Raw genomic sequence first — 16,223 nt, 5'->3', positions numbered from 1 at the left:
CCGTGGGTGACGTCGCGCCGCACGTCCTCGCGCTGCTCGCGCTCGCCGGGTTCGTCGCCGGGTGGGTCGACGCCGTCGTCGGGGGCGGCGGGCTCGTCCAGCTGCCCGCGCTGCTGCTCGGGATGCCCGGGGCCACCCCGGCCCAGGTGCTCGCGACGAACAAGTTCGGGTCGGTGTGGGGCACCGCCACCGCGTCGGTCACGTACTACCGGCGGGTGAAACCGGATCTGCGTACGGCGCTGCCGATGGCGGCCGTCGCGTACGTCGGGGCGATCGGCGGGGCGCTGCTCGGGCTGCACATCCCGAAGTCGCTCTTCAACCCGGTCATCCTCGTCATGCTCGTCGTCGTCGGGGCCTACACGCTGCTCAAGCCGTCGGTGGGGGAGCTGACCCGGCTGCGCTTCAGCGGCGCCCGGCACACGACGGCCGCGGTGCTGACCGGCTTCGTCATCGGCGTCTACGACGGCGCGCTCGGGCCGGGCACGGGGTCCTTCCTCGTCTTCGCGCTCGTCGGGCTGCTCGGGTACGCCTTCCTCGAGGCGAGCGCCAAGGCGAAGATCACCAACCTCGCGACGAACCTCGGCGCGCTGACCGTGTTCGCCCCCGGGGGGCACGTCGTGTGGGTCGTCGGCGGCGTCATGGCGGTCGCGAACCTGCTCGGCGGGTGGGTCGGCGCGCGCACCGCGGTCGCGCGCGGCAGCAGGTTCGTCCGGACCGTCTTCGTCGTCGTCGTCGGCGCCTTCACCCTCCGCATCGGAGGAGACCTCGCCGGCCTCTGGTGACACCCCACCCCGACCCGCCCCTCCCTCGCCCCCTCCCTCTCCGCGAACGTGTGTGAAACCGCCGGGGAGCACCGGCGATTCCACACGCGTTCGCGGGGCTGTGGATGACGACCGCGGGCCGACCGCCCGGCGGTGCAGGCTGCGCGGATGGACCCCGAGCACCGACGAGGAGTCGAGAGGCTGGCCGAACCGTACGGCGGCATCCTCTCGCGGTCGCTGCTGCGCGGGCTCGGCGTCGACCGGGACGCCGTGGCGCGCCAGGTGGCGGCCGACCGGTGGGCGCTGCCCGGGCGCATGACCGTTGCGATGCACCGCGGGCCGCTGGCGGATGCGGCGAGGCCGTGGCTCGCGGTGTGGGAGGTCGGGCACGCGGTCGCCGTCGTGGACGGAGTCAGCAGCCTGGTCGCCGCGGGGCTCACCGGCTTCACCGAGCACGACGTCCACGTCTCGGTGACGCGCAACTCCCGGTGTCCGCGGGTCGACGACGTGCGCATCCACCGGGTGCGGCGACGGCCGGACGAGCTGGTCGGGGACGACTCGCTCCCGCGGACACGACCGGCGGTGGCGGCCGTCCGTGCCGCGGGCTGGGCGAGGAGCGACCGGCAGGCCGCCCTCGTGCTCGCGATGACCGTCCAGCAGCGGCTCGTCACCGGGGCCGACCTCGTCACCGCGGCGAAGGTGGTGCGGACCCGGGGTCGTCACCCCTTCATCCGGCAGGTCGTGCGGGACGTCGCGGACGGCGCGCAGTCCCTCGGCGAGCTCGACTTCGCGGCCATGTGCCGACGCCACGGCATCCCCGAGCCGGACCGGCAGGTCGTGCGTCGCGGGCCGACGGGGCGCATCTACCTCGACGTGCGGTGGGCGTTCGCCCGGCTCGTCGTCGAGATCGACGGGTCGGGCCATCGCTCGGGGCTCGCCCTGACCGACGACAACCTGCGGCAGAACACCGTGACGCTCGGCAGCGACCGGGTGCTGCGCTTCGACCTGCTGGCGCTGCGCCTCCAGGAGTCGACCGTCATGGCCCAGGTCCGCGCCGGCCTGCGCGGATGCGTGTGAAACCGCCGGGGGTCCCCGGCGATTTCACACACGTTCGGGGAAAGGGCGGGGGGAGGGGGTCAGGGGGTGGTGAGCCAGAGGGCGGCGTAGGGCGGCAGGTGGACGTCGCCGTCGGCGTGCCAGGGCAGGGGCTGCCCGGTGAGGGCGTCGACGGCCGCGTCCAGGCCGAGCTCGTGGACCCGCCAGCCCGGCCAGACCCGCTCCTGCGGCGTCACGTTGTAGACGCCGGCGAAGCGCCCGAGGGGGTGCTCGCGCAGGGTCACGAGCACCCCGGGGTCGTCGACCGGGCCGATGCGCGTCTCGACCGAGCCGTGCAGGTGCGGCAGCGCGGCCCGCGCCCGGACGAGCCCGACGAGGTCGCCGAACACCCGCCCGGACACCGTCGAGCGGTCGTGCCGCGTCGCCATCGCGGCGAGGTCGAGCCGCGGCCGGTGCGCCCACCGGTTGTCGTCCTCGTGGCCCGGCTCCGACGCCCACTCGGGGTCGTTGACCTGCCCGAGCTCGTCGCCGCTCCAGATGACCGGGATGCCGCCCCAGCCGACGACGACGGCGTGCGCGAGCCGGAGGGCCGCGACGGCGAGGTCGAGCTGCTCGGGCGTCCCCGCACCCTCGATGCCGACGAGCGAGGCCGCGGTGCCGGACGTGCGCCGGTCGCCGGTCTCGGGGTTGAACTGGAAGACCAGGCCGCGCGCCGGCGAGCCCCAGAAGTCGCCCGAGTACCAGTCGGCGAGGAAGTGGCGGTGCCCCGGGCCGGTGACGCCGACCGCCGCCGCGTCCTCGTCCATGATCGCCCAGCCGATGTCGTCGTGGCAGCGCAGGTAGGTCAGCCACGTGGCGCTCGCGGGCTTGGGTGGCAGCGACCCCAGCGCGCGCGCGGCCAGCCGGACGTCGCGGGCCGCGAGCATCGACCAGACCTGCACCATGAGGCTGTTGTGGTACGCGAGGTCGCTCACCTTGCCGGTGTGCTCGCGCTCCCCGAGGTACGCGAGCAGCTTGGTGGGGGCGACGATGGCCTCGGCCTTGAACGCCACTGCGGGACAGGCGATCCGGGTCACCGCGCGCAGCACCTGCGTCAGCGCGTGCACCTCGGGCTGCCCCTGGCAGTCGGTGCCGAGGCGCTTCCACATGAAGGCGATGGCGTCGAGGCGCAGGACGTCGACGCCGCGGTTGGCGAGGTCGAGCACGACCTGCGCGTACTCGACGAGGACGTCGGGGTTGCCCCAGTTGACGTCCCACTGCCACGCGTTGAAGGTCGTCCAGACCCAGCCGTCGAGCTCCTCGTCCCACGTGAAGTTGCCCGGGGCGAAGTCGGGGAAGACCTCGGGCAGCGTGCGCTCGTAGGCGTCGGGGAGGCGGCGGTCGGGGAAGACGTGGAAGTACGAGCGGTAGCGCAGCACGCCCTCGCGCGCCTTGCGCGCCCACTCGTGCTCACGCGCGACGTGGTTGAGGACGAGGTCGAGGACGAGGCTCATCCCGCGCTCGTGCAGCGAGTCGGCGAGCGCGGTGAGGTCCTCCATCGTCCCGAGGTCCGCGCGCACCTCCCGGTAGTCGGCCACGGCGTAGCCGCCGTCGTTGTCGCCCTCGCGCGGGCGCAGGAGCGGCATGAGGTGGAGGTAGGTGACGCCGAGCTCCTCGAGGTAGCCCAGGCGCTCGCCGACGCCGCGCAGGTCGCCGGCGAAGCGCTCGGTGTAGGCGGCGTACCCGACCATCGAGGGCTCCTGGAGCCAGTCGGGGCGCAGCATCCGCTCGAGGTCGCGCCGGTGCAGCCGGTCGGGTCGGCGCGCGTAGGCGCGGGCGGCCCGGGTCACGAGCTCGGAGGCCGTCTGCGCCGCTCGGTCCTCGCCGTAGACGGCGACGAGACCGCTCCACAGGTCCGGCCACCAGCGCTCCAGCCGCGCCTGCAGCATCCCGGCGCGCTCCGGGTCCCACCCGGAGGTCGGGAGGGCGGGGGGCGGCGGCACCGGTGCGGTCACGGGCGCCATCCTGCCGAATCCGCGCAAGCGTTTCCACAGCTTCCACGGAGCGTGTCCCCGGCACTCACACGGCGGCCCGAGACGGCACACAGGTGACGCATAGGGAGCCGCCCGACAGTTCAGGCATGACGACGAGCACGGCGGCGCCCGACGAGGCCTACCGCCGCCCCCACGCCGCTCTCCGCCGTCCCCGTCGCGCCGTCGTGCCCGTGCCGCGCTGGTGGCGGGACGCGACCGCGGCCGCCGGCTGGGCGGTGCTCCTCGGGGTCACGGCGCTCTGGGTGCAGGACGGTGGCGTGCAGGACCTCGGCACCCTCGCCGGGGCCCTCACGTCGACCGGCCGGCTGACCGGGCTCGTCGCCTCCGCGCTGCTGCTGCTCCAGGTCGTCCTCATGGCCCGCGTCCCGTGGGTCGAGCAGGCCTGGGGGCAGGACGAGCTGGCGCGCGTGCACCGCCTCGTCGGCTTCACGTCCTTCACGCTGCTGCTGGTCCACATCGGCCTCATCACCCTCGGGTACGCGGCGAGCGGGCCCCTCGGCCTCTGGGGCACGACGTGGGACTTCGTCGTGAGCTACCCGGGGATGCTCCTCGCGTGGGCCGGCACCGCGGCGCTGGTCATGGTCGTCGTCACCTCGGTCAAGCGCGCCCGTCGCCGGCTGCGCTACGAGTCGTGGCACCTCATCCACCTCTACGGCTACCTCGGCGCGGGGCTGGTCCTGCCGCACCAGCTGTGGACCGGCGCCGACTTCCTCGACTCCCGTGCCGCCACCGTCTTCTGGTGGGGCCTGTGGGCCGCCACGGCCGCCTCCGTCCTCGTCTTCCGCGTCGGCCTGCCGCTGTGGCGCTCGCTGCGCTCCCCGATCCGCGTCCTCGACGTCCGCGCCGAGGGCCCCGGCGTCACGAGCGTCACCGTCGGCGGCGACGGCGTCCGGCACCTGCCGGTGCGCGCCGGCCAGTTCCTCCAGTGGCGCTTCCTCGACGGCCCCGGCTGGACGCGCGCGAACCCCTACTCGATCTCCGCCGCCCCGGACGGACGCACCCTGCGGATCACCGTCGCCCACCTCGGGGACGGGTCGGCCCGTCTCGCCGCCTTGCGGCCCGGCACCCGCGTCCTCGTCGAGGGCCCGTACGGCCGGATGCACGGCGGTGTCCGCACCCGGCGCAAGGTGCTCCTCATGGGTTCGGGCATCGGCATCACCCCGATGCGCGCCCTCCTCGAGGAGCTCCCGCAGCACCCCGGCGACGTCACCGTCGTCCACCGCGTGCGCTCGCGCGCCGAGGCCGTCCTCGCCGACGAGCTGCGCTCGCTCGCGGCCGCCCGCGGCGCCCGCTACCTCCTCGTCGAGGGCCCCCGGGTGCGGGACCGGGCGAGCTGGCTGCCCCAGCAGGCCGCGCACCTCGGCGACGCCCAGGCGCTGCGCGAGATCGTCCCCGACATCGCCCGCCACGAGGTCTACGTCTGCGGCAACGACGGCTGGATGGACGCGGTGCGCGACGCCGCGCACACCGCCGGCGTCCCGCACGACGCCATCCACCTCGAGCGCTTCGGCTACTGACCCTCGACCCCCACGACCCCGCGAGGACCTCCACGATGCGACGCATCACCACCTGGCTGCTGAGCACGGTCTCGGCGCTCGTCCTGCTCTTCAGCTACCACACCTCGACCGGGCAGGGCGCGACCACCGTGGCGCTCGGCGACGCCAACGCCGGCGGCGCCGCGGTGCCCGACGCCGCGAGCGGCGACGGGACGTCGAGCGGCTCGAGCGACGACTCTTCCTCGTCGTCCGGCTCGTCCTCGTCCGGGTCCTCGGACACCTCGAGCGCGACACCGTCCCCCTCGACGACGAAGAAGTCCTCGTCGTCCGCCGCGAAGACCTACACCGGCGACGCGATCCAGACGCGGTACGGGCCGGTGCAGGTCGAGATCACCGTCAAGGACGGGAAGATCACGAAGTCGGCCGTGACGCAGGTGCCGTGGAGCGACCACCGCGACCAGGAGATCAACGGCTACGCCGTGCCGATCCTCAACGACGAGGCCGTGCAGGCTCAGGACGCCGGGATCGACATGGTCTCGGGGGCGACGTTCACCTCCGACGGCTACATCCAGTCGCTGCAGTCCGCGATCGACCAGGCGAACCTGTGATCACCGCCGAGATCCCCGTGGCCCCCGCCGCCCCGGCGCCGCCGGTCCTCGCCCGCCGGGCCTGGGTGGAGCACGTGATGGGCACCGCGGTGAGCATCCACGTGCGGGCCGTCGAGCCGACCCGCCCCGACATCGAGGCCGCGGTCCGGCGGGCCTTCGCGCACCTGCGGCGGGCCGACGCGGTCTTCTCGACGTGGCGCGCCGACAGCGACCTGCTGCGCCTCCAGCACGGTGAGGTCGACGACGTGCACGGCTGGGTCGCGGACGTCGTCGGGCTCTGCCTCGAGGCCGAGGAGCGCACCGACGGCCTGTTCTCCGCCTGGCGCTCGCGCGCGGGTGGCCGCCCGGTGTTCGACCCGACCGGTCTGGTCAAGGGCTGGGCCGCCGCCGGGGCCGCGGAGCACCTCGCCGTCGTGCCCGAGATCGCCTACAGCCTCGGGGCCGGCGGCGACGTCGCCGTCGGGGTGGGGCCCGGGCCGTCCGTCACCGCGCCGACGTGGCGGATCGGGCTCGAGGATCCGCGCACGCCGGGCCGGGTCGCGGACGTCGTGGCAGTGCGCCGCGGTGGCGTCGCGACCTCCGGGGCGGCCGCACGCGGCGCCCACGTCGTCGACCCGCGGACCGGGCGAGGGGTCGCGCGACCCGGCTCGTGCACGGTCGTGGGTCCCGACCTCACGTGGGCCGACGTGTGGGCGACGGCCGCGTGGGTGGACCCCGAGCGGGTGGCCCGGATGCTCCCGGAGCGTGACCCGGAGTACTCGCTCATCGTCCTCTGACGAACGTCCGCGCCTGTGGCACAGCGGGGTTTACGAGGCCGCGGGGGGTTGTCCACCGCCGCAGGAGGCCCCTGCCGCGGGCGCGCGGCCGCTGCTATGTTCGACGCACCACGCCGGGCTTCAGCAGGGGGTCCCGGCTCGAGCCACAGGCCGGGTCATGGTCCGATCGCAGCTCCGCGTGCTCCCGCGTCCGCACCCGCCGACGCCCCGGGCCCGTCGGGTGGCGCACCTGCGGTGCGCCACCGCTGCTCCGCCGTGCCGGTCGTCGGCTCCCTCGGACCCGGCGGGTCCTGCGGCGTCGCCGCGGGGCTCGCTCGGCCCGGCGCCGGTCGCCCACGGGTGGCTGCAGCGCGGGTCGGCGGGCGCCGGGACGGCGGTGGCCGCGCCGAGCGCCGGTCGCCTTCCCTCTGTGCCGCCCGGCGTCCGTGGGCCCCGGCCCACGGACGGCAGCCGCCCGCTCAGCCCCGCGGGAGGGCCTCGGCCAGCGACTCGGCGTCGGTGACCGGCCGGTCGCAGACGAAGCCGCGGCACACGTAGGCGGCGGCTGCGCCGTCCACGAGGGGACGGTCGGCCAGCAGGGGGATGCCGGGGGCGTCCGGCCGGCCGGCGACGTGCACGAGCCCGGGCGAGGTCGACGCCCGGACCGCGGCGAGCATCGCGTCGGCCTCCGGCCCCTCGCCGACGACGGCCACCTGGAGCGGTCCGGCCACGGCGGCCTCGGCGACCGCCAGGGCCCATCCGGCGAAGCGTGGCTCGGACGCAGCCACCGAGCCACAGGCGGCCAGCGCGCGGTCGGCGGCCTCGCGGTGCCGGCCCGAGCCGGTGAGGGCGGAGTACGTGAGGAGCGCCCCGGCCAGGGCCGCGGCGCCCGACGGCTCGGCGTTGTCGCTGCGGCTCGCCGGGCGCGCGAACAGCCCCGGCGCGTCGTGGGCGGTGTCGTGCAGGGCGCCGTCGGCGTCGACGAAGCCCGCGAGGGCGCGGTCGAGGAGGTCACCCGCGCGCACGAGCCAGCGCGCCTCGCCGGTGGCCTGGTGCAGCGCCAGGAGCCCCTCGGCGAGGTCGCCGTGGTCGTCGAGGACGGCGGGTGCGGCCGACACGCGACCGGCGCGCGAGGTGCGGTGCAGCGTCCCGTCGACGTCGTGCGTCGCGAGGACGTGGTCGGCGGCGCGCGCCGCGGCGTCGACGAGGTCGGGCCGCCCGAGCAGAGCCCCGGCGTCGGCGAGCCCGGCGATGGCGAGGCCGTTCCAGGCCGTGACGACCTTGTCGTCGCGCGCCGGCTGCGGACGGGACCCCCTGGCCTCGAGCAGGCGGGCGCGGGTGGCGGACCACCACGTGGCGTCCTCGGGGTCGCGCCGCAGCTGCAGGGTGGAGCTGCCGTGCTCGAAGGTGCCGTCGTCGGTGACGGCGAGCAGGGCCGCGGCGCGGGCGCCGTCGTCCGCGCCGAGCACCTCCGCGAGCTGCGCCGGGGTCCAGGCGTAGGTCAGGCCCTCGTGCGACGTGCCGTCGACGACGGTGTCGGCGTCGAGGGCGGAGGCGAACGCCCCCTCGGGGGTGCCGAGGTCGCGGACCACGAAGTCGGCGGTCTCCTCCGCGACCCGCCGGGCCAGGGGGTCGCCGGTGACCCGCCAGAGGTGGGCGTAGACGCGCAGCAGGAGGGCGTTGTCGTAGAGCATCTTCTCGAAGTGCGGCACCACCCACGAGGCGTCGACCGCGTACCGCGCGAAGCCGCCGGCCAGCTGGTCGTACATCCCGCCGCGGGCCATCGCCTCGCCGGTGTGACGGGCCATCGCGAGGGCGTCGGCGGACCCGGTGCGCGCGTGGTGGCGCAGGAGGAACTCGAGCACCATCGACGGCGGGAACTTCGGGGCGCCGCCGAACCCGCCCCGCACCTCGTCGTACTGGCTGCGCAGGCGCACGACGGCCCCGTCGAGGACGTCGGCCGGGACGGGCGCCGGGGCCGGGGGACCGGTCACCTCGCGTAGCCGCTGCGCGACGTGCGCGCCGGAGGCGAGGACCTGGTCGCGCTGCTCGCGCCAGACCCGCGACGCGTTGTCGAGCAGCCCGAGGAAGTGCGCCCGCGGGAGGTAGGTGCCGGCGAAGAACGGGTCGCCGTCGGGGGTCAGGAGGCACGTCATCGGCCAGCCGCCCTGACCCGTCAGCGCGGTGGTCGCGGCCATGTAGACGGCGTCGACGTCGGGGCGCTCCTCGCGGTCGACCTTGACGGCGACGAACCCGTCGAGGAGGACGCGTGCGACCTCGTCGTCCTCGAAGGACTCGTGCGCCATGACGTGGCACCAGTGGCACGCGGCGTACCCGACCGACAGCAGCACGGGCACGTCCCGTCGTCGTGCCTCGGCGAAGGCCTCGTCGCCCCACTCCCACCAGTCGACGGGGTTGTCGGCGTGCTGCAGGAGGTAGGGGGAGAGGGATGCCGCGAGCCGGTTCGCCATCACCCCACCGTACGGGCGGCGACCCGGCCGGGCGCCGGGGCGCCTGCGGTGCCTTCGTGCAGGCATGCTGGAGGCGACCGTCCCGGCTGCCGATCGAGGAGACCCACCGTGCCCAAGGCCCCGCTGCCCCCAGACGTCGCCGAGCTCTTCCGCCGGCCCAACCCGGCCGTCGTCGCGGTCCTCCGGCCGGACGGCTCCCCGATGTCCGTGGCCACCTGGTACCTCCTCGAGGACGACGGCTCGGTCCTGCTCAACATGGACGCCGAGCGAGCGCGGGTGTCGTGGATGCGCCGGCGGCCCGAGGTCGCGCTGACCGCCCTCGAGGAGGGCAGCTGGTACACGCACGTGAGCATCCGGGGGCGCATCGTGCGGTGGGAGGAGGACCCGGAGCGGGCGATGGCGGACATCGACCGCCTCTCGAACCTCTACGGCGGACAGGACTACCGGGTGCGCGACCGCCGGCGGATCAGCTGCTGGGTCGAGGTCAGCCACTGGCACGGCTGGGGCGAGGCCAAGGCCGACTGAGGTCGCCGCGCCCGACCGAGGGCGACGAGGCGGGACCAGCCGCTCGTCACCGGGCCGGTCCACAGCCACCAGTAGGCCAGACCCGCGGCGGTGCCGAGGACGAGCCCGAGGACCGGCCCGTGCTCGGGCAGCCCCCAGGTCCACTGGAGCACCTGCCAGTGCGCGACGTAGACGAACAGCGACGCGGAGGCGAGGACCCGCGCGACGGGGACCACCGGCCCGGGCAGTCGCACCGTCGGGACCCAGAGCAGCGCGAGCACGCAGGCGAGGGTCAGCCCGTCGCGGGAGGGGTTGCCCGAGAACGTCATCACCATCGCGGCGGACACGGCGGTGAGGGCCAGCCGCTGCCCGGTGGAGGTCGCCCGGGCCAGGGCCCAGCCGAGCAGGACCAGGTGGAGCACGACGAGCGCGGCGCCCTGCATCCGCGGCGTCGGCAGGTCGAGCACCGGCAGACGGAAGGCGACGAAGGCCGCGACCGACAGGCCGACCGGGAACAGCAGCGGGTGGCGCCCGTCGAGGGCCGTGACGCCGGGGACGCGCACGAGCAGACCGATGCCGACGAGCGCGACGAGGAGGGCCTCGACGAACCAGAAGCGCCACGGCGGCCCGAGGTGCTCGGCACCGAGCGCCCAGTTCATGAGGACGAGGTTGCGCGGGGCGTAGAGGCCGAGGAGGAAGTGCGCCGCCCAGACGACGACGAGCGTCGGGAGGGCCATCCGCAGCGCGGCGCCGAGCAGCCCCCGGCTGCGCTCGCCCGGGTCGGGGCTCGCGAGCTGGAAGCGCGCCAGCTGGAAGCCGGCGACGACGAGGAGGGCGTTGGCGCTGCCCTGCAGCGTGAACACGTGCGTGTGCGTGCCGACGACGAGGACGATGGCGAGAGCCCGCAGGGCCACGCTCGTCTCGACGGTGCGCCAGCGGGGGAGGCGTAGCCCCGACGCGCGAACCGGGCTGCGGCGCAGAGCGTCCAGCTGCGCGACGGTCATCAGGTGCCAGCCGCGGGGGAGGTGCCCGAGCAGCTCCTCCAGCCGCACCGACACCTCGACGAAGGACAGCGAGTCGCCACCGAGCGACGCGAACGTGCTGTCGGGCGCCGCGGGTCGGTGCAGCAGGGTGGAGTACAGCGCCGCCACCCCGGCGTCGCTCGCGACGGCCTCGGCGCCGACCTCGACCTCGGTCGGTGCCGCCTGGGCCAGGACGGCCCGGTGGTCCGGCTTGCCCGACGGCAGCAGCGGGTGCTCCGCGACCGCGACGACGCGCACCGCGTCGGCCGGGACCCCCGAGGCGCGGACCGCGGCCCGGCGGACCCGCTCCCGGGCCGGCGCGGACGACGCCCCGCGGGCGGACACCGCGAGCAGCCCGTCACGGCCGGCGACACGCACGTCGTGGCCGTCGGCGCGCAGCGCACCCTCGACGGTGTCGAGGTCGACCCGGTGGCCGAGCACCTTGACGAAGCGCGCCCGCCGGCCGGTGACGCGCAGGAGGCCCTCGGGCGTCACCTCGCCGAGGTCGCCGGTGCGCAGCTCGTGGACGGTGCGGCCGAGCGCCAGGTCCGCGGGGTGCTCGGCGTACCCGAGCATCACGTTGGGGCCGGCGTAGACGATCTCGCCGTCGTCGATGCGCACCGACCCACCGGGCACCGGGGTGCCGACGCAGTCGGGGTGCTCCTCCACGAGATCGCCTGCGAGACAAGCCATCCGAGCGGTCGCCTCGCACTGGCCGTACATGACGACGAGCTCGTGACCGCGCTCGCGGCCGAGCCGGGCCACGCGGCGGACGCGCTCGGGGTCCATCCGGCCGCCGGCCTGCGTCAGCTGCCGCAGCGTCGGGAGCGAGCGCTCGGCGAAGCCGCTCCGCTCGAGCAGCTCGAAGGTGTGCGGGACACCCGGGATGGTCGTGACGCCGGCCGCGCGCGCCTGGTCCCAGAAGCAGTCGTCGACGACGGAGAGGTCCGTGAGGAGGACGGACGCGCCGGCGTCGAGGTGGGACAGCAGGACCGAGAGGCCGTAGCAGTAGCTGAGCGGCAGGGTGAGCGCCGCGACGTCGTCGGACCGGACCCCCAGGGCCGCCCGGACCTGCGCCGTGTTGGCCAGCAGGTTGCGCTGCGAGAGCCGGACGAGCTTGGGCGAACCGGTGGACCCGCTCGTGCTCATGAGCAGCGCGAGCTCGGGGTGCAGGTCGTGCGCGCTCGTCGGCCGGAGCACGTCGACGCCCTCGACGGCGAGGACGACGTCGGGGTCGTAGGCCTCGGCCAGCGACCGCGCAGCGCGCCCGGGGGCCGAGAGCAGCACGACGTGCCCGGCGGCCCGCGCCGCCACGAGCTGGGCGACCGTCGCCACCGTCGCGCTCGCCCGGACGTGGACGAGCGAGCGCCCCGAGGGCAGCAGCCCGACGACGTCGGCGGCGCGCGCCGCGAGGTCGGCGTACGACACCGGCCCGTCGGCCGTGTGCAGGGCGGTCCGCCCGCCGAGGGCCGCGAGCCGCGTCAGGCTGACGCCGTCGGGCGCGAGCGTCGGCGACGGCGCGCCGGGCAGCGGGGCGGTGGCGAGCAGGGTGGGCACGGCGGACAGTCAATAAGGTTAGGCACACCTAACGCAAGACGGGCGGTGTGATCCGTCTCGCGCCCCGGGCCGGTCGTGGGCACGCTCAGCGCTCCGTTACGCTGGACCGAGTTAGGCAAGCCTTCCCTACACAGACGGAGGATGACTCGGTGAGACGCCGGACCCTGTCCGCCACGGCCGCCGCGCTCGTCGCGCTGCTCGGCCTCGCCGCCTGCGGCGAGAGCACCCTCGAGGCCGGCGACGACCTCGACTCCTCGAAGCTGACGATCTACAGCGCCCAGCACAAGAACCTCACCGAGGAGTGGGGCAAGGAGTTCCAGGAGAAGACCGGCATCGAGGTGCAGGTCCGCTACGGCAACGACTCCTCGATGGGCTCGCAGATCGTCCAGGAGGGCGCGAGCTCCCCGGCCGACGTCTTCCTCACCGAGAACTCCCCGGCGATGACGACCGTCGAGCGCGCGGGCCTGCTCGCGCCGGTCGACGCCTCGACGCTGGCGCAGGTCGGCCCGGGTTACGCGCCGTCCTCGAAGGACTGGGTCGGCATCGCGGCCCGCTCGACCGTGCTCGTCTACAACCCCTCGAAGATCTCCGAGCAGGACCTGCCGTCCTCGCTGATGGACCTCGCCGACCCGAAGTACGCCGGCCAGTGGGGCGCCGCGGCCGGGGGCGCCGACTTCCAGGCCATCGTCTCCGCGGTCCTCGCGACCGAGGGCGAGGAGAAGACCGCCGCGTGGCTCGACGCGCTCAAGAAGAACGCGAAGGTCTACCAGAACAACATCGCGACGATGAAGGCCGTCAACGCCGGCCAGTCGGCGATGGGCGTGATCTACCACTACTACTGGTACCGCGACCAGGCCCTCAACAAGTCCGGCAGCGGCAACACGAAGCTGCACTACTTCAAGAACGAGGACCCCGGCGCGTTCGTCAGCCTCTCCGGCGGCGCCGTCCTCAAGAGCAGCACGAAGCAGGCCGACGCGCAGAAGTTCCTCGCCTTCGTCACCTCCCAGCAGGGCCAGCAGGCGCTCGGCACCACGGCCTCCAAGGAGTACGCGGTCGGCCGTGACGCCGCCTCCGACCCCGCCCTGCCGCCGCTCGACACCCTCGAGGCCCCGCAGATCGACCCCTTCACCCTCAACGGCCCCGAGGTCATCTCGCTCATGACGAAGGCCGGTCTGCTCTAGGTGTCGACCACCGCGCCCGTCACGACGCCGACCCCCACGCCGGGGTCGGCGTCGGCGGCGTCCCCGCGGCGTCGTCGGCAGGGTGGCGGCAGCCCCGGTCTGCGCCTCGGCGCGGTCCTCGTCGCGCTGGTGTGCCTGCTGCCGCTGGCCGTCGTCGCGCTCAAGGCCTTCGAGGCCGGGCCGTCCGAGGTCGCTGCGCTCCTGTTCCGCCCGCGCGTCGGCGAGCTGATGCGCAACACGCTCGCGCTCGTCGCGCTGACCGGCACGCTCGCCACCGTCCTCGGCGTCGGGGCCGCCTGGCTCGTCGAGCGCACCAGCCTGCCGCTCGCCGGCCTGTGGCGCGTGCTGTTCGTCGCGCCGCTGGCCATCCCGGCCTTCGTCAACAGCTTCGCCTGGTCCACCGTGCTGCCGGGCCTCGAGGGCCTCGGGGGAGCGGTGCTGGTGACGACGCTGTCGTACTTCCCGTTCGTCTTCCTCCCGGTGGCCGCGATGCTGCGGTCGGCCGACCCCGGGCTCGAGGAGGCCGCGCGCGCCCTCGGGCTCGGCCCGTGGCGCACGGTCGCGAAGGTCGGTCTCGCGCAGGTCCGCCCGGCGCTGCTCGGTGGCGTCCTGCTCGTCGCGCTGCACCTGCTGTCGGAGTTCGGCGCGCTCGAGATGCTCCGCTTCCCGACCTTCACGACGGCGATCCTCGACCAGTTCGACGTGGCCTTCGACAGCCGCTCCGGCAGCGTCCTCGCCCTCGTGCTCGTCGGCCTCGCCGTCGCCCTGCTCACGGTCGAGCTGCTCGCCCGCGGCCGCACCCGGTACGTGCGGGTCGGCTCGGGCGCGGCCCGCCGCCCGGCCCGGGCGCGGCTCGGCCGGGCGACGCCCCTCGCGCTGCTCGCCGTCACCGCGCTCGCCGTGCTCGCCGTCGGCGTGCCCGCCTGGGTGACGGGCACGTGGCTCACCCGCCCGGAGGAGGCGCTGGAGCCGACGGTGCTCTGGCCCGCCCTGTGGTCGACGGTCCGGCTCGCGCTCGTCGCGGCCCTGGTCACCACGCTCGCCACGCTGCCCGCCGCGTGGCTGCTCGCCCGCCGGCGCACGTGGTTCGGCGTGCTCGTCGAGCGGGTCAGCTACCTCGCCTCGTCGGTGCCCGGCGTCGTCGTCGCCCTCGCGCTCATCACCCTCTCGATCACCTGGGCCCGCTCGCTCTACCAGACCTCGGCGGTGCTCGTCCTCGCCTACGTCGTGCTCTTCATCCCGCGCGCGATGGTCTCGACGCGGGCCGCCGTCGCAGCGGTGCCGCCGGAGCTCTCCGACGCCGCGCGCTCGCTCGGCGACGGACCGCTGCGGACGTTCGTGCGGGTGCAGCTGCCGCTCATGCTGCGCGGCACCCTCGCCGGCTCGGCCCTGGTCGCCATCGCCGTCTCGACCGAGCTGACCGCGACCCTCCTGCTCGCCCCGACCGGCACCCAGACGCTGTCGACGGCGTTCTGGGAGGCGAGCGCCTCCCTCGACTACGCGGCCGCCGCGCCGTACGCTGCCGCGTTGGTCCTCCTGTCCGCACCCCTGACCTGGCTGCTGCTGCGCAGCGGCCCCGAGGAGCACACCCCGTGACCGCCCTGCGCCTCACCGGCATCACCGCGTCGCACCCCCGCACGCCCGTGCTGCACGGCATCGACCTCACCGTCGCCTCGGGCACGACGACCGCGGTGCTCGGCCCGTCGGGCTGCGGCAAGACGACGCTGCTGCGGGTCGTCGCCGGCTTCATGCGCCCCGACGCGGGCGAGGTCCGCATCGGTGACGAGCTCGTGGCCGGCCCCGGTACGTGGGTGCCCCCGGAGAAGCGCGGCTTCGGCTACGTCGCCCAGGAGGGCAACCTCTTCCCGCACCTCGACGTCGCGGCCAACCTGTCCTACGGCCTGCCCCGACGGGAGCGTCGCGCGCGCGAGCGCGTCGCCGAGCTGCTCGAGCTCGTCGGGTTGCCCGCCGAGACCGCCTCCCGCCGCCCCGACCAGCTCTCGGGCGGTCAGCAGCAGCGGGTGGCGCTCGCCCGCGCCCTGGCCCGGCGTCCCCGCGTCGTCCTCCTCGACGAGCCGTTCTCCGCGCTCGACCCCGAGCTGCGCGCCACGACCCGTGAGGCCGTCGCCGACGCGCTGGCGCACGAGGGCGCGACCGTCGTGCTCGTCACCCACGACCAGGCCGAGGCCCTCTCGTTCGCCGACGAGGTCGCCGTCATGCACGAGGGCCGGCTCAGCCAGGTCGGCGCCCCCTCGCTCGTCTACTCGTCGCCGGCCGACCGCCGCTCCGCGCTCTCGCTCGGCGAGGCGTGCTTCCTCCCCGGCGTGCTCGAGGCCGGGATCGTGCACTGCGCGCTCGGCGACCTCCCGGCCGACCGCCGCGCCGCCGCGGGCCCGGTCGAGGTGATGATCCGCCCCGAGCAGCTGCGCCTGGCCGACGCCCGGACCGGTGCCGTGGCGCCGACGGGGGAGGTGCGCCACGTCGCCTACTTCGGTCACGACGCGCTCGTCGAGGTGCACCTCGACACCGCCGACGTCCTCGTCCGCGCGCGCACCTCGCACACCCCGCCGCCGCCGGTGGGCTCCCGGGTGGAGGTGACGGTCGACGGCCGGCCGCACCTCCTCACGGCCGGCGGCGCGCCCGGCATCGGCTGACCGGACCTGATCCGAACCCGGACCCATCCGGTCCGGGGGTCGGCTCCGAACGTTCGGTACCCGCGCCGCCCGATCCCCCTGCGGGCACGACGACGTGTCCGGTCGGTGGGTGCAGGAAGGACCGT

At 75.2% G+C, this 16,223-nt stretch carries 12 protein-coding genes; 9 read left to right on the top strand and 3 right to left on the bottom strand.

Features of this window, described 5'->3' with window-relative positions:
* The first annotated feature begins 2 nt into the window (after positions 1-2).
* Entirely contained in the window at positions 3-782 is a 780-nt protein-coding gene (locus tag J3473_RS10225; protein ID WP_207023117.1) for a TSUP family transporter, read from the top strand.
* 147 nt (positions 783-929) lie between these two features.
* Positions 930-1,838 (top strand): hypothetical protein, encoded by a 909-nt coding sequence (locus J3473_RS10220; RefSeq protein WP_207023115.1) that lies wholly within the window; start codon positions 930-932, stop codon positions 1,836-1,838.
* A gap of 59 nt (positions 1,839-1,897) precedes the next feature.
* On the opposite strand, the gene J3473_RS10215 is transcribed toward J3473_RS10220, so the two are convergent.
* Positions 1,898-3,811, bottom strand: coding sequence for an alpha-amylase family protein (locus tag J3473_RS10215; RefSeq protein ID WP_306790183.1), 1,914 nt, complete (start codon positions 3,809-3,811; stop codon positions 1,898-1,900).
* 125 nt (positions 3,812-3,936) lie between these two features.
* Between J3473_RS10215 and J3473_RS10210 the strand changes: the two genes are divergently transcribed.
* Genes J3473_RS10210 through J3473_RS10200 form a run of 3 tightly spaced genes read left to right on the top strand, consistent with a single transcriptional unit; the run spans position 3,937 to position 6,730 of the window.
* Positions 3,937-5,367, top strand: coding sequence for a ferric reductase-like transmembrane domain-containing protein (locus J3473_RS10210; RefSeq protein ID WP_207023110.1), 1,431 nt, complete (start codon positions 3,937-3,939; stop codon positions 5,365-5,367).
* Between the two features lie 35 nt (positions 5,368-5,402).
* Positions 5,403-5,954: an FMN-binding protein gene (locus J3473_RS10205; protein WP_207023107.1), complete on the top strand. Its 552-nt coding sequence runs from the start codon at positions 5,403-5,405 to the stop codon at positions 5,952-5,954.
* Positions 5,951-6,730 (top strand): FAD:protein FMN transferase, encoded by a 780-nt coding sequence (locus J3473_RS10200; RefSeq protein WP_242525808.1) that lies wholly within the window; start codon positions 5,951-5,953, stop codon positions 6,728-6,730. The genes J3473_RS10205 and J3473_RS10200 overlap by 4 nt, the downstream gene beginning before the upstream one ends.
* A 458-nt stretch (positions 6,731-7,188) precedes the next feature.
* On the opposite strand, the gene J3473_RS10195 is transcribed toward J3473_RS10200, so the two are convergent.
* Positions 7,189-9,180, bottom strand: coding sequence for a thioredoxin domain-containing protein (locus J3473_RS10195; protein ID WP_207023105.1), 1,992 nt, complete (start codon positions 9,178-9,180; stop codon positions 7,189-7,191).
* A gap of 108 nt (positions 9,181-9,288) precedes the next feature.
* On the opposite strand from J3473_RS10195, the gene J3473_RS10190 reads away from it, so the two are divergent.
* Positions 9,289-9,705 carry a pyridoxamine 5'-phosphate oxidase family protein gene (locus J3473_RS10190; protein ID WP_207023103.1) on the top strand — a complete coding sequence of 139 codons (417 nt, stop codon included), beginning with the start codon at positions 9,289-9,291 and terminating at the stop codon, positions 9,703-9,705.
* Here J3473_RS10190 and J3473_RS10185 read toward each other — a convergent pair.
* Positions 9,621-12,263, bottom strand: coding sequence for an AMP-binding protein (locus J3473_RS10185; RefSeq protein ID WP_207023100.1), 2,643 nt, complete (start codon positions 12,261-12,263; stop codon positions 9,621-9,623). The two genes, J3473_RS10190 and J3473_RS10185, sit on opposite strands and share 85 nt — an antisense overlap.
* Before the next feature lie 149 nt (positions 12,264-12,412).
* On the opposite strand from J3473_RS10185, the gene J3473_RS10180 reads away from it, so the two are divergent.
* Genes J3473_RS10180 through J3473_RS10170 form a run of 3 tightly spaced genes read left to right on the top strand, consistent with a single transcriptional unit; the run spans position 12,413 to position 16,098 of the window.
* Positions 12,413-13,444 carry an extracellular solute-binding protein gene (locus J3473_RS10180; RefSeq protein ID WP_030528030.1) on the top strand — a complete coding sequence of 344 codons (1,032 nt, stop codon included), beginning with the start codon at positions 12,413-12,415 and terminating at the stop codon, positions 13,442-13,444.
* Positions 13,445-15,040 (top strand): iron ABC transporter permease, encoded by a 1,596-nt coding sequence (locus J3473_RS10175; protein ID WP_242525807.1) that lies wholly within the window; start codon positions 13,445-13,447, stop codon positions 15,038-15,040.
* Positions 15,037-16,098, top strand: coding sequence for an ABC transporter ATP-binding protein (locus tag J3473_RS10170; RefSeq protein WP_207023097.1), 1,062 nt, complete (start codon positions 15,037-15,039; stop codon positions 16,096-16,098). The genes J3473_RS10175 and J3473_RS10170 overlap by 4 nt, the downstream gene beginning before the upstream one ends.
* Positions 16,099-16,223 lie beyond the last annotated feature (125 nt).

This window comes from Phycicoccus sp. DTK01, assembly GCF_017312765.1.
In the GTDB taxonomy this organism is placed as follows: domain Bacteria; phylum Actinomycetota; class Actinomycetes; order Actinomycetales; family Dermatophilaceae; genus Phycicoccus; species Phycicoccus jejuensis.
Note: the sequence above shows the minus strand (reverse complement) of the source record. Positions and strands in the feature narration are given on the sequence as shown.

Bases quoted from the DNA above. Each gene is read 5' to 3' on its own strand.
- J3473_RS10210 (WP_207023110.1), top strand. From the start codon at position 3,937: ATGACGACGAGCACGGCGGCGCCCGACGAGGCCTACCGCCGCCCCCAC.
- J3473_RS10195 (WP_207023105.1), bottom strand. From the start codon at position 9,180: ATGGCGAACCGGCTCGCGGCATCCCTCTCCCCCTACCTCCTGCAGCAC.
- J3473_RS10220 (WP_207023115.1), top strand. From the start codon at position 930: ATGGACCCCGAGCACCGACGAGGAGTCGAGAGGCTGGCCGAACCGTAC.
- J3473_RS10205 (WP_207023107.1), top strand. From the start codon at position 5,403: ATGCGACGCATCACCACCTGGCTGCTGAGCACGGTCTCGGCGCTCGTC.